Annotated in this window: 17 protein-coding genes; 10 read left to right on the plus strand and 7 right to left on the minus strand. The window is 43.4% G+C overall.

Features of this window, described 5'->3' with window-relative positions; all coding sequences use genetic code 11:
- Nucleotides 1–274: 274 nt before the first annotated feature.
- Together AM506_RS13700 and AM506_RS22150 are read left to right on the plus strand one after the other, a co-directional pair.
- On the plus strand, nucleotides 275–1,801 hold the full coding sequence (locus AM506_RS13700; RefSeq protein ID WP_060673056.1) for a sodium-dependent transporter: 1,527 nt from the start codon (nucleotides 275–277) through the stop codon (nucleotides 1,799–1,801).
- A gap of 1 nt (nucleotide 1,802) precedes the next feature.
- Nucleotides 1,803–1,910, plus strand: coding sequence for a methionine/alanine import family NSS transporter small subunit (locus AM506_RS22150; RefSeq protein ID WP_082386369.1), 108 nt, complete (start codon nucleotides 1,803–1,805; stop codon nucleotides 1,908–1,910).
- A 40-nt stretch (nucleotides 1,911–1,950) separates the two neighbouring features.
- Here the strand turns inward: AM506_RS22150 and AM506_RS13705 are convergent, their stop codons facing one another.
- Nucleotides 1,951–2,952 (minus strand): M23 family metallopeptidase, encoded by a 1,002-nt coding sequence (locus tag AM506_RS13705; RefSeq protein WP_082386370.1) that lies wholly within the window; start codon nucleotides 2,950–2,952, stop codon nucleotides 1,951–1,953.
- A gap of 219 nt (nucleotides 2,953–3,171) precedes the next feature.
- Here AM506_RS13705 and lipA point away from each other — a divergent pair, with 219 nt between their 5' ends.
- Nucleotides 3,172–4,089 carry a lipoyl synthase gene (gene lipA, locus AM506_RS13710; RefSeq protein ID WP_060673057.1) on the plus strand — a complete coding sequence of 306 codons (918 nt, stop codon included), beginning with the start codon at nucleotides 3,172–3,174 and terminating at the stop codon, nucleotides 4,087–4,089.
- A 440-nt stretch (nucleotides 4,090–4,529) separates the two neighbouring features.
- Here the strand turns inward: lipA and AM506_RS13715 are convergent, their stop codons facing one another.
- Nucleotides 4,530–5,264 (minus strand): YhcN/YlaJ family sporulation lipoprotein, encoded by a 735-nt coding sequence (locus tag AM506_RS13715; RefSeq protein ID WP_060673058.1) that lies wholly within the window; start codon nucleotides 5,262–5,264, stop codon nucleotides 4,530–4,532.
- A 103-nt stretch (nucleotides 5,265–5,367) separates the two neighbouring features.
- Between AM506_RS13715 and AM506_RS13720 the strand changes: the two genes are divergently transcribed.
- A complete protein-coding gene (locus AM506_RS13720) occupies nucleotides 5,368–5,643 on the plus strand; it encodes a YutD family protein (RefSeq protein WP_060673059.1) in 276 nt (91 codons plus the stop codon).
- Nucleotides 5,644–5,686: 43 nt separating this feature from the next.
- Here the strand turns inward: AM506_RS13720 and AM506_RS13725 are convergent, their stop codons facing one another.
- Nucleotides 5,687–5,995 (minus strand): hypothetical protein, encoded by a 309-nt coding sequence (locus AM506_RS13725; protein ID WP_060673060.1) that lies wholly within the window; start codon nucleotides 5,993–5,995, stop codon nucleotides 5,687–5,689.
- Between the two features lie 75 nt (nucleotides 5,996–6,070).
- A complete protein-coding gene (locus tag AM506_RS13730; protein WP_060673061.1) occupies nucleotides 6,071–6,340 on the minus strand; it encodes a DUF3055 domain-containing protein in 270 nt (89 codons plus the stop codon).
- 135 nt (nucleotides 6,341–6,475) lie between these two features.
- Here AM506_RS13730 and AM506_RS13735 point away from each other — a divergent pair, with 135 nt between their 5' ends.
- From AM506_RS13735 to AM506_RS13745, 3 genes are all read left to right on the plus strand, one after another.
- Nucleotides 6,476–6,913, plus strand: coding sequence for a DUF86 domain-containing protein (locus tag AM506_RS13735; protein ID WP_060673062.1), 438 nt, complete (start codon nucleotides 6,476–6,478; stop codon nucleotides 6,911–6,913).
- Between the two features lie 123 nt (nucleotides 6,914–7,036).
- Nucleotides 7,037–7,801 (plus strand): TIGR01457 family HAD-type hydrolase, encoded by a 765-nt coding sequence (locus AM506_RS13740; RefSeq protein ID WP_060673063.1) that lies wholly within the window; start codon nucleotides 7,037–7,039, stop codon nucleotides 7,799–7,801.
- 583 nt (nucleotides 7,802–8,384) lie between these two features.
- Nucleotides 8,385–8,636, plus strand: coding sequence for a helix-turn-helix domain-containing protein (locus AM506_RS13745; RefSeq protein WP_060673064.1), 252 nt, complete (start codon nucleotides 8,385–8,387; stop codon nucleotides 8,634–8,636).
- Here the strand turns inward: AM506_RS13745 and sda are convergent.
- Nucleotides 8,633–8,755 carry a sporulation histidine kinase inhibitor Sda gene (gene sda, locus AM506_RS22155; protein ID WP_082386373.1) on the minus strand — a complete coding sequence of 41 codons (123 nt, stop codon included), beginning with the start codon at nucleotides 8,753–8,755 and terminating at the stop codon, nucleotides 8,633–8,635. The two genes, AM506_RS13745 and sda, sit on opposite strands and share 4 nt — an antisense overlap.
- A gap of 313 nt (nucleotides 8,756–9,068) precedes the next feature.
- Nucleotides 9,069–9,569 carry a phosphatidylglycerophosphatase A family protein gene (locus tag AM506_RS13750; RefSeq protein ID WP_060673065.1) on the minus strand — a complete coding sequence of 167 codons (501 nt, stop codon included), beginning with the start codon at nucleotides 9,567–9,569 and terminating at the stop codon, nucleotides 9,069–9,071.
- A 234-nt stretch (nucleotides 9,570–9,803) separates the two neighbouring features.
- Here AM506_RS13750 and yutH point away from each other — a divergent pair, with 234 nt between their 5' ends.
- Together yutH and AM506_RS13760 are read left to right on the plus strand one after the other, a co-directional pair.
- Nucleotides 9,804–10,805 carry a spore coat putative kinase YutH gene (gene yutH, locus AM506_RS13755; RefSeq protein ID WP_060673066.1) on the plus strand — a complete coding sequence of 334 codons (1,002 nt, stop codon included), beginning with the start codon at nucleotides 9,804–9,806 and terminating at the stop codon, nucleotides 10,803–10,805.
- A 73-nt stretch (nucleotides 10,806–10,878) separates the two neighbouring features.
- On the plus strand, nucleotides 10,879–11,853 hold the full coding sequence (locus AM506_RS13760; RefSeq protein ID WP_060673067.1) for a 2-hydroxyacid dehydrogenase: 975 nt from the start codon (nucleotides 10,879–10,881) through the stop codon (nucleotides 11,851–11,853).
- 38 nt (nucleotides 11,854–11,891) lie between these two features.
- On the opposite strand, the gene AM506_RS13765 is transcribed toward AM506_RS13760, so the two are convergent.
- Nucleotides 11,892–12,128 (minus strand): NifU family protein, encoded by a 237-nt coding sequence (locus AM506_RS13765; protein ID WP_034763763.1) that lies wholly within the window; start codon nucleotides 12,126–12,128, stop codon nucleotides 11,892–11,894.
- A gap of 187 nt (nucleotides 12,129–12,315) precedes the next feature.
- Between AM506_RS13765 and AM506_RS13770 the strand changes: the two genes are divergently transcribed.
- Nucleotides 12,316–12,642, plus strand: coding sequence for a YuzD family protein (locus tag AM506_RS13770; protein WP_060673068.1), 327 nt, complete (start codon nucleotides 12,316–12,318; stop codon nucleotides 12,640–12,642).
- Nucleotides 12,643–12,655: the final 13 nt, after the last annotated feature.

A 12,655-nucleotide genomic window follows, 5' to 3' on the forward strand; every position in this document is an offset into this window, starting at 1 on the left:
AACCTGAAGCCTATTTAGGCTTCGGGTTTTTTTATGTAATCAAGCCGATTTCCCTTCCTGATCCTATCGCCTCCCATTCTCCAAAATCCGACAAAATCCTTATAGTGAAATAGTACTGTTGAAATTTGGTGTATTTCTCAATAAAACACTAAAATAAAGCTTTGACAATTGTCCCGGAACTAGCTATACTGACTTTAGATTATAAATAATCTGAAAATATAAAAATTTCAAATACCTCACAGCAGGTAGTTGGAAAGAACTAGGGGGGAACAACATGGAGAAGCGTGCACAGTTTGGTACACGGGCTGGATTTATTCTGGCAGCTGTCGGTTCAGCAATCGGATTGGGGAACATTTGGCGTTTTCCGGCAGTAGCGTATGAAAATGGTGGGGGAGCCTTCTTTATTCCTTATTTATTCGCTCTTCTAACAGCAGGTATTCCATTATTAGTACTTGAATTTACAATTGGTCATAAGTATCGTGGTTCAGCACCGCTGTCTTATTTCCGTCTTAATAAGAAAACAGAATGGCTTGGCTGGTGGCAGGTATTGATTGCCTTCGTCATTTCCACCTATTATGCCGTCATTATCGCATGGGCGATGTCGTACAGTGTATTTTCTTTCAATTTAGGATGGGGGAAAGATACGGAATCATTCCTTTTCAGTGATTATTTAAAGCTTTCAGTCGACGCAGGCCAGACGGGAAGCGTGGTCCCTGGGGTATTCATCCCGCTTGTCATCGTATGGGCCGTTACACTAGGTATTCTTTTCAAAGGTGTAAAGAAAGGAATCGAAGTAGCGAATAAAATCTTTATTCCAGCACTTGTTATCTTATTCTTAATTATTGTTGTTCGCGCTTTAACATTACCTGGAGCGATGGATGGTCTGGATGCGTTCTTCAAACCGGACTTCAGTAAAATTGCCGATCCGGGCGTGTGGGTGGCGGCATATGGACAGATTTTCTTCAGCTTATCCATTGCCTTTGCCATCATGATTACGTATTCAAGTTATTTGCCAAAGAAATCGGACATTACGAACAATGCGTTCATTACAGGGTTCAGTAACTCCGGATTTGAATTATTGGCAGGTATCGGGGTATTTGCGGCACTTGGTTTCATGGCACAATCACAAGGTGTGGCAGTGCAGGATGTAGTAAGTGGCGGTGTGGGTCTGGCGTTTGTTGTCTTCCCGCAGATCATTAACGAATTCCCGGCGTTCAATGAAGTCTTTGGTTTCCTATTCTTTGCTTCACTCGTCCTTGCCGGATTGTCATCATTAATTTCCATCTCGGAAACATATGTGGCCGCTGTTTCTGAAAAGTTCGGGATTTCCCGTAACAAAGCCGTTCTATTCGGTGGCGGACTTTCAGCTCTTATCTCCATCCTTTTTGCCACACAGGGTGGACTGCTGTTCCTTGATGTAGCAGATTACTTTATTAACCAATTCGGAGTGGCATTCGTCGGATTAGTGGAAGTAGTCGTGATCGCCTGGTTCCTTCGTAAATTGGGAGCATTCCAATCCCATGCGAATGGAATTTCGGATATCCAGCTTGGTGCCTGGTGGAAAGTATGCCTTGGCGTCATCACGCCGATTGTCCTTGGGTGGATGATGTTCGGATTATTCAAAATGAATCTGTTAAAAGAATTTGATACGGAAACAGGAAACTACGAAGGGTATTCAGATGCCTTCATTCTCTATAGTGGATGGTTCGTTGCAGCCTTCGCCATCATTGTAGGGGTGGCCTTCGGATTTAAACGCTGGCACGCCAAGACAGAAGCCGATAGTTATAAGGAGGTAAGCTAACATGAGTGGTAGCGCGATTGCTATGATGGTTGTAGGAATGGTCATCATCTGGGGTGGATTAGCAGCTAGTATCATGAACGCTGTTTCCAAATCGAAAAAACAGGTATAAAGAAAAGAAGCAGACGATGGAATCTCCATTGTCTGCTTCTTTAATGTTTCCTGCTTTTGATCCTGTCCTGGCGTTCCCACATTCTTAAGTGAGGGTAGGGATCGAAAGACCATTCCGTCAGACCATTATCCTTATACATTCCATAATGCAAATGAGGAGGGAATTTCCCTGACGTCCCCGGAGGTCCGTATCCTGAGCTTCCGACACCGCCGATCACCATTCCCGGTTCCACCACTTGTCCGACTTGAAGACCTTTGGAAAAACCGCTCAAATGGGCATAGTAGTGATACGTATTATTAATGTCACGTATTCCGATGCGCCAGCCTCCATAACGATTCCAGCCTTTCATTTCAATGATTCCGTATGAGGTAGCCCTGACAGGAACCCCATAATCAGCGAATAGGTCCGTCCCTTCATGGATCCGTCTTCCACCCCATCCACGGGCATCTCCCCAGGTGTTTCGGTAACTATAGTTGAATCGCAGGGGGAGTGGAAATGCTTTTTGATTGAGATGAATCGTTCCGTACTGTTTATATATTTTGGCGTTTCCCATAATGATACTGACGGTTTTATCCCGTTTATAATAATCCCAGAGGGCAAGCTTGAAGTTGTCGTGATCAATGCCGTAACGGAGTATAAAGTCGGTTAACGCGGCGAGGATATCTTCATCACTTTTCAGGCTTGCTTTCCCGTCAAAATCCCCATCCCGACCGATTCCATTGAAAAGAGCGATCGTTTCAGGATTGTCATCTTCGAGGTGGGGGTTCAGTGGACCGACCCACTTTTCAGGCTCCATATAAATCGAGATGAAAGAGGATGGTTTATCCCTATCTTTACGGGCAAACCGAAGACTCCGTTCATACTGATCAATGGCAGCAAGGTAGTACCAGGGGATATGGGTCAAGGCCTCGCTCTTTTGAAATAGTTCCATACGCTTCGTGTGTATCTGTTCGTCTGTAAGCTGTTCCGCTGCAAAGCTTTGACTTGGACTGATCGTTAAGAAGAATACGATGCAGAAGATCAATCGTTTGTACAAAATCATCCCTCCATTTTTAGGGGCCTATTAGTAGTTTGTATCGTTCACCGGGAATCATAATCATCAATAAATGGTAATAGGGCATCACATGCTTGTTTTCACTTTTTTAGTATGATAAAGTGACAAAAGAAGTATATTGATGATGGCTTTTTTTACATAGGATGAACGAGACAACGTTTCACTCTTTGCCTAAGTCAGAATTATTTAGGATTGGAGATGAGGGGTATGAGTAAGAAAGATGAACACATTCGTAAACCGGATTGGCTTAAGATTAAGCTGAATACGAACGATAATTATATGGGTCTGAAAAAAATGATGAGGGAAAACAATCTTCATACAGTGTGTGAAGAGGCCCGTTGTCCCAATATTCATGAATGCTGGGGAACAAGACGTACGGCTACGTTCATGATCCTTGGTGACATTTGTACACGTGCCTGCCGTTTCTGTGCCGTTAAAACAGGTCTTCCGACTGAATTGGACTTGAAAGAGCCGGAACGCGTGGCGGATTCCGTACAACTGATGAACTTAAAGCATGTCGTTATTACTGCAGTTGCCCGTGATGATCTGAAAGACGGGGGTTCACAAGTCTTTGCTGAAACCGTCCGTGCCATCCGTCGTAAGAGTCCTTTCACTTCCATCGAAGTGCTGCCTTCTGATATGGGTGGGGTATTCGATAATATCAAGACTTTGATGGATGCAAAACCGGACATCATGAATTACAATGTTGAAACGGTCCGCCGTCTGACTCCGAGAGTTCGTGCCCGTGCGACGTACGATCGTACATTGGAATTCCTGCGCCGTGCGAAAGAATTGAATCCGGAGATCCCTACGAAATCGAGCATTATGGTCGGTCTCGGGGAAACAAAAGAAGAAATTCTTGAAACAATGGATGATCTACGTGCCAATCATGTGGACATCGTGACATTAGGTCAATACCTGCAACCATCGAAGAAGCATTTGAAGGTTCAAAAATATTATCATCCTGATGAATTTGCCGAACTTCGTGAAGCAGCGATGGAAAAAGGCTTCAGCCACTGTGAAGCCGGCCCTCTCGTTCGCTCTTCCTATCATGCCGATGAGCAGGTAAACGCAGCAGCGAAAGCCAAACAAGCTAAAGGTGAGCAGGAAGTACAGAACGCATAATTTTAGAAATACAAAAGGACTGACCTGAAGGAGAAGCTCTCTGACAGTCAGTCCTTTTGGTTATTGAGACGTCTAGCTCCGGCAAAGGCTCGAGGTCATAAGTCAAATCAACCAAAAAGGCAAAGAGCGCCTTTCCGGTTGATTCGTCTTATGCTTGTCGGGTCTGAACGAGCCGCCTCCGTTTTTCGAGATGTCTAGCTCCGGCGGCTAGCCCCTCGAGGTCATAAGTCAAATCAACCAAAAAGGCAAAGAGCGCCTTTCCGGTTGATTCGTCTTATGCTTGTCGGGTCTGAACGAGCCGCCTCCGCTTTTCGAGATGTCTAGCTCCGGTGGCTAGCCCCTCGAGGTCATAAGTCAAATCAACCAAAAAGGCAAAGAGCGCCTTTCCGGTTGATTCGTCTTATGCTTGTCGGGTCTGAACGAGCCGCCTCCGCTTTTCTTTAGTCCATCATGTTATTGGTATCTGTATAGTCATTCCGTTTCTGACGATCCATATTGATTTTGTGGGTATCATCATCACGCATTTCGTACTGATCAGACGTCATTTCGCCGTTGGCGTTTTCACCTGAGTCGACATTTCTACCTTGTGGGGAGTCTTTGAGCATCAGGTTGATGGTATCGTCAATGGCTGTATTTACGTTCTTGCTGTCACTATCCATCTGTGCCAGGTTTTCAACGTTGCGCATCAATGCTTTGTCATCGGTCACATAGACATGGTACCAGCGCGGGATGACAGACATAGCCGTTTTCTTTACTTGATCGGCTACTTGAAAACGTCCGTCTTTATCCTTTTTATCGGTCACATAAGAGACGAGAACCTCTTCGTCCGTGACGAGGGTAGAGCAATCTTTCACGTCAGGAAGGGCTACACTCATTTTGCTGATGCTGTCGGCTACCTGCTCGCGATTGATACTGTACATATCCTTCGTGGAAATGTTTTGACCACCGGTAGGGCTCTTCTGCTGGCGGACATAACCAAAGTCTTCACCGCGGTGTGCCCCTTTTTTGGTCCAGCCATTTTCGTTATACAGGTCTTCCCTGTCACTTACATTAATGGTATTCCCATTGTCGTGGAACATTTCCTCGTTGCCTTTGTCGATGCCATTACAGGCTGTCCCGATTAATGTGATGCCGAGGACTGTTGTACCTAAAAGTAATTTATTCAACTTAAACACCCCCTATTTAGTAGGGTGACCATATCTTATGGTAATTTTTCATAGTAATTAATGGACAATCCGTTATAATTTAAAATAAGGAAACGAAAGTGGGTGGACAGAGTTGATTTGTGTGCAGAACACGTGCTATGAAATCGTCGAGGAATTCAGGGACGGATTCAACGAGGATGCTTTCAAGGAAAGATACAGCGATATCTTAAGTAAATACGATTTTATCCTTGGTGACTGGGGATACGGACAGCTCCGATTGAAAGGATTCTTCGATGATCACAATCAAAAGGCTTCTTTCGACACAAAGGTGAGTACTCATAAGGATTACTTATATGAATACTGTAATTTTGGATGCGCTTATTTTCTCGTGAAGAAAGTCAATAAATAATGATGAAAAGGAACAAACGACGATGATCGTTTGTTCCTTTCTTTTACTTGTTTTCAGTATATGGCGGTTCTTCATTCACATCCGGGTCGGCATGAACTGGATGTGATCCGGGTTCCTGACGAGGTATATCCTGGTGCAGGGATTTATTCTCGTAGTTGAAGGCACTATAATAGCGTTGTCCTTCTTCCCATGGTGTACTCTTGTTCTCAACAGGGCTATGCTTACCTCTCGGAGCTCCGTAAGGGCCTTCCGGAAGTGTTTCGGGAACGAGGAAATTACGGTAGGTTTCTACATTGGAGAAGTCACTGTATACTTCGTCTTCTTTGTCATAGGATTTCCGGTCTTTACTCATTTTAACTCCCACCTTTCATACCATTAGTATGTGAGCGGGAGGCGTAGTTCATTCTCTCGGCGGAACCATTTTGGATCAGAGGATGATTTCCCCTAAGAAGTCCCTTAATTCATCTGCTTCTTCCAAGGTTAATTTAAATACACTCTCAACATAGCCGGGTTCATCAAGGTCATCCCTTCCCATGATGGCAAATCGACTGCCCTGAAGGTCCAGAACCAATGATTTTCCGTAATAGCGTTCCGTTTGGGTAATCGCCAGGTCATACCGCTGATTTTCCCCCATGAAACTCACGAATCGCGTTCGTGTATTTTCTGTATCGTCATATAAATAAAAACGTTCACTCATCACGATGCCCTCCTCTTTTTCTGCTTATTTCATCATATCAGACTGAGACGGGAATTGCAGGATGTACCTGTATGGGTCTGGTGAAATTATGTTAAAATAAGGTGTCACGTATTGTTTAAGAGAGAGGTGAGCATCATGTATTTCGTAGACAGGGAAAAGATTGAAGAAATATTGACCTATATGGATGAGCAGCTAAACCTATTCAGTCGTCAAGAACAGTGGAATGCTACACTGGAAAAGCTGGCGCTTGAAAGGGTTGCCCACGTCATCATTGAATCCATCCTGGACGTAGGGAACAGCATGATTGATGGATTCATCATGAGGGACCCCGGGAGCTATGAGGATATCATTGATATTCTTTTGGATGAAAAAGTGATCACAGACAAGATGAGCGAAGATCTTAAACGCCTCGTCGAACAGCGTAAACCACTTGTCCAGGCATATACAACCGTTGATCACAGGCAATTACATACCATCCTGAAAGAAGTGTTCCAAACACTGAGCCAATTCCCGCAACAGGTCCGGAACTACCTTGAAAATGAACTGGGCCCCGTATCGGCATTTAAAAACTAACCGTATTTGACAGCGCTTTCCTTAATGAGGATGCGCTGTCTTATTTTCTTTAGAGAGTACAACTTCACAGCGAAGCAATTTGAAATTTTCGGACATACTAACTACATTATATGGAGGTAGATGATGAAAGAATATAAAGGCTATTTAATTGACCTGGATGGAACGATGTATAAAGGGAAGGAGAAGATCGAAGAAGCGGGGGATTTCGTGAAGCGGCTGCAGGATAAGGGCTTACCTTATCTGTTCGTAACGAATAACTCTTCAAGAAGACCGGAACAGGTGGCGGAAAAATTGCGTTCCTTTGATATACCCGCAACAAAGGAACAGGTATTTACGACATCCATGGCGACGGCACAGTATTTGGCAAAAGAAAAGCCTGAAGGTACGGCCTATGTCATCGGTGAGGAAGGAATACGCTCAGCACTTGAAGAGAATGGCATTACGCTGCAGGACGATAAACCGGATTTTGTTGTAGTGGGGATTGACCGGGAGATTAATTATGAGAAATTAGCCCTTGCCTGCCTGGGGGTGAGAAACGGGGCAACGTTTATTTCAACAAATGGAGATATCGCGATTCCGACTGAAAGGGGATTGCTTCCGGGAAATGGTTCCCTGACTTCTGTCGTGACTGTCTCCACCCAGACCGAACCGATCTTTATCGGAAAGCCGGAGTCCATAATCATGGAACAGGCATTGTCTGTGTTGGGAGTCCCGAAGGAAGACACTCTGATGGTAGGGGATAACTATGATACAGATATCCTGGCGGGAATAAATGCAGGACTGCATACGCTGCTTGTTCATACAGGGGTTACAACAAAAGAGGCGTTGATTCAAAAGCGCATTCAACCAACCTATACAATCGAAACATTGGATCAATGGGATATATAATAAAAAAAGTGGAGGCTAAACTGCAGCCTCCACATCTTCCATGACCCTGCTGAGTACTCAAATAGAAGAAAATGTCTTTAATTAGTAACATATTCATAATAGACAACACACGTTTGTATAAGTAAAATAGAACTAGTGTGAAAAGAAGTAAATAAAATACTATTTATTCTGGAGGGGTACTTTTGTAATGGGCCCTTTTGATAACAATACCTATGCCTCTATAGATATTGTTTTAAGAATAAGTAGTAGGAACGTACATTATACTCCTAATGAATGATGTGTTTTTTTTCCTCTAACTAACGATACTTTTTCCATGACGCATATTTGAGTACCCAGAAGGACCATGACGACAGAAAGTGAAATAGTGAAATTTTTTTAAGAAATTTTCGAAATTAAGTGTAAAGGTATTCTACTAGGGTAAACATCAAAGGTAGTAGGGGACTATTAGCATTGATACCTTTTCAATTTCTAACTATTCTTTACGAATGCACACAACTTTAAGAATGAAAGTCACTGTTTCTTAGCTTGATTTTCGAAACATTCCACGTCATTTCTAAAGAATTTTTAAAAGGGTAGTGAGGTAATGAGTATTACAGTTACAGGACTTGTCGGAAAGAAAATAAGGCACCATAGAAGAGCGAAAGAAATTACCATACAAGAATTAAGTCGAAAATGTGGATTAACGGTTAATTACATTTCGTTGATTGAAAAGGGAGAAGCGAACCCGTCCCTGAACAAACTATTTGCGATAGTGTGCTCGTTGGAGGTCCAATGGGAAGACATCATGCCGACTTGTGAGGAACACGCAGATCTCTACAATCACACGATTCTTTAATGAACTAATTTTCTTTTTTTAATTTCTTGTTCGATCAGAATGATGAATTCATTACTGAGTTTTAACTGTTTTGCTTTTGTATAGGCATCGATAAGGGCTTTGTCACTCAGGAGTTTAATAAGATCTCACCTCGATCATTTTCAGAACGTATGTAAAATGTGTGATGCGTAGATTCGAAAAGAGTGAATGCCTTTTTTTTGGTGCTTATGTATTTTTGTTTAGCCTTGGGTACAACTATAATGAATATAATTACAACTATATTTGTAATTATATATAACTATTCGTTGATGTGCAAACATTAAGTTGGTTAAAAGGATCTAATTGTTTACACTGTATAATCTTTTAGGGTAGATTGTATCAAATACCTTTTACACTTCTCCAACACTAAAAATCAGACGACCCTGTCGTCTGATTTGGAATACTTATTCACCCTCATTCTGCACCTTTCGCCCGATGAGCCAAACGGCTTGAAGCAGCAGCTGCAATGGCGCCTACAATATCATCAAGGAAAGTATGGCACATACCCGATGATTTATCATTCAACCTCTCAAGGATCCCCGGTTTTTGCTTATCGATATATCCGTAGTTCGTGAATCCGATCGAACCATACACATTTACAATTGAAAAGGCCAGGATTTCATCCACACCGTATAACCCTTCATCTACTTCAACAATCGCCTGTAATGGTTCCTCAAGCATCTTTTTCTCAGCTAATATATCTAGTTGAATGCCTGTAAGTATGGCGTTCTGAACTTCACGCTTCGTCAATACACGTTCAACGTTATAGACGCATTCCTTCAATTCAAGATCAGGATGATACTTCTGTTGGAGGTACATGACTAATTGAGCGATATCTTCTATTTCCACTCCTCTTTCATGCAGCCATTTACGTGCGGTACTCTCTAATAAATCCATTGACTCTTTATCCTTCATCTTATTCACCTTTTTCCTTGAAAGATTATAAAACCCCTATTTCGATTAGACGAAGCCTTGTTTTACTCATATGATACCCAATTGAAAAATAGACATAATAATAGCTTCTGTTCTCATTCTTGCCCATCCCTGGATTTGGATATTCATACACCTTTTGGAAAGATGTTCCCGGGGAGCATATTTAGCACATGAATGATGAAAAAAGAACGGTCATTAAAGATAGGAGAGGTCGGTATGTCTCAAGAGATTCTAATAAACCACTTTGGGCTGCATCCTGAGCGGGCATTCTTCGATGGAATGATGGATCGATATATGGTCGGGGGATTAGTATATAGTATTGTGGGTGTATCGAATATGGAACAGGAAACCCTGGTGGAACTGTATAAACTGGCAGAGCACATGAAAAGCTCCGGGGACCGTCATGTGTCGACCTTTGTCCAAAGCAACGAGGGTAAATTCCTCGTGGTGGAAAAGGATAAAGATTATGTCGTCCTCCGAAATGAAGGCACCGAGTCCCCGCCTAATCATAAGCTCGGCAGAAAGCTAAGCAAATTCCATTTCAGGGGACGGACCTTCGAAGAGAAAGTGGAGAAAATAAATCGGATGGGTCAGTGGAAAAGTCTGTGGGAAAAGAGGCTCTCTCAGTTAGAAAAAGCCTATTATCAGGTCATCCAGGACCAGCCCGCTGACGAGTTTGAACGCCGGTTTGTCGAGAGTTATCCCTATTATAGTGCGCTTTCGGAAAATGCCATCCAATACTTGGTCGATACGGAGCTTGATGAAGACCCGAAGGCCGAGGATGCGGGAACGATCTGTCATGAACGGTTTCTTCAAACCACGTGGGGGACCGAAATGTGCATACACTTTCCGTTTCAATGGGTATTCGACCACTGCAGCCGCGACATAGCGGAGTGGGTGAGGGAACGATACTTCATGAGGAGCCAGACATACCATCCTGAGCTTCAGGAATTCCTGAAAGAGTATGAATCGATTACACCCCTTTCTCCTTTTTCATGGAGGTTGTTGTATTCCCGGCTATTGTTTCCCCTGCATTATTTCGAATGCATCGAAGAGTATTACATTTCCCAATCAGAACAAAAGAAAAAGACAGTCGAGGAAAAATTGGAACGCTATTTGAAGAATTCCCATCAATACGAAGCGTTCCTTTCAGACTTTTACCATATGTCCGAAGTGCCGGTGAAAAAATGGGGAATTCCCCTCATAGCGTGGCTGTAATCCGATCCCCTAAGATAGGATGTGCCTTTCTTTTTATGCTAAACTGAAGAAAAGAAAAGGCAGGGGATTGAATATGAAGCCATTCATCTATATTACGAGGAAACTTCCTGAGGCCATTGTCGCCCCATTAAAGAGAGAGTTCGAAGTGGAGATGTGGGAAAAGGAAGATGCCCCTGTACCGAGGGACATCCTTCTGGAGAAAGCAGAGAAAGCGTCTGCTTTACTTACCATGCTATCGGACAAGGTCGATTCTGAACTCTTACAGAATGCCGCCTCTTTAAAAGTTGTGGCAAACCTTGCAGTAGGATATGACAATATCGATCTTGAAGCGGCAAAAGAAAAAGGTATCACGATCACCAATACGCCAGATGTGTTGACGGAAACGACGGCGGATTTAACCTTCGCCCTCCTGATGGCAACAGCACGACGAATCGTAGAAGCCGACCGGTACATTAAAGAAGGAAAGTGGAAAAGCTGGTCACCCCTTCTCCTTGCCGGAATGGATATTCATCACAAAACGATGGGGATCGTCGGTATGGGAAGCATCGGTGAAGCCGTGGCGAGAAGGGCGAAAGGATTTAATATGGAAGTACTGTACCATAACCGTTCCCGTAAACCAGAAGCTGAAGAGACCCTCGGAGTCCGTTATGTGTCATTCGATGATCTTCTTGCACAGTCTGATTTCGTGGTCGTCCTGGCACCATTAAACAAGGAAACCCAGGGGATGTTCCAGGAAGATCAATTCAGTAAAATGAAGAACACAGCGATCTTCATCAATGCGGCACGTGGGGCCATCGTCAATGAAGCGGCCCTCGAGCAGGCGTTAAAGAGGGGAGAGGTCGCGGGTGCCGGCCTGGATGTATTCGAAACCGAGCCGATAAGCGAGGAACATCCTCTTCTCCAATTGGAACAAGTCGTCGCCATCCCCCATATCGGAAGCTCCTCAAAGGCCACCCGTTATGACATGATGACCCTGTGTGTAGAGAACATACTGGCCGTCCTTAAAGGAGACAACCCGAAAAACAGCGGTGAAATAAAAAAATCCTGAACCCAATAAAGGATTCAGGATTTGAGGTTCAAGATTGATTAGAATACTTGCTCTACTTCAACGATACCAGGAACTTCTTCCACCAATGCGCGTTCGATTCCTGCTTTTAATGTGATAGTTGAACTTGGGCAGCTTCCGCATGCACCAAGCAGGCGCAATTTCACAATGCCATCTTCAACGTCTACAAGTTCACAATCTCCACCATCGCGAAGTAGGAACGGACGTAATTTATCTAATACTTCCTGAACGGGTGCAATCATTTCGTTTTCAGCCATAATTATCTACTCCTTTCCTTACTATCTATTATAATGACATATTCGAAAAAAATCTATCAACCTGCAAATGATTGGGCATTTCTTTTTCAAGAAATGTTTCCCATTCCGTTTCCAGAAAGAAAATGGTTCCAACCCTTCTGCTTTTTTTGTAAAATAAACAAAAGAGGGGAATAAGGGGGAGGATCATATGAATCGCAAGCCGGTTGAACTTTACGTGTATGGGGCAGAAATACTCTGTCCAAGCTGCGTGAACTTACCATCATCGAAAGAAACGTACGAATGGCTGGAGGCTGCAGTGAGCAGGAAATACCCAAATCAGCCATTTGTCATTAAATATGTGGATATCCACAATCCGCCGGAAGAAGAATCGGTGAAACAGTTTGCCTCAAGGGTAGTGGAAGAGGATATGTTCTACCCTATAGTCTTATTGGAAGGCAAGATTGTCGGAGAAGGGAATCCCCGTTTGAAGACGATTTACTCAGAATTAGAGAAGTATGGATATGAACCGGTTTAAACCATCTTAAGGT

Origin of the sequence: Rossellomorea vietnamensis (assembly GCF_001305855.1) — a bacterium.
Taxonomy (GTDB): Bacteria; Bacillota; Bacilli; order Bacillales; family Bacillaceae_B; genus Rossellomorea; species Rossellomorea vietnamensis_A.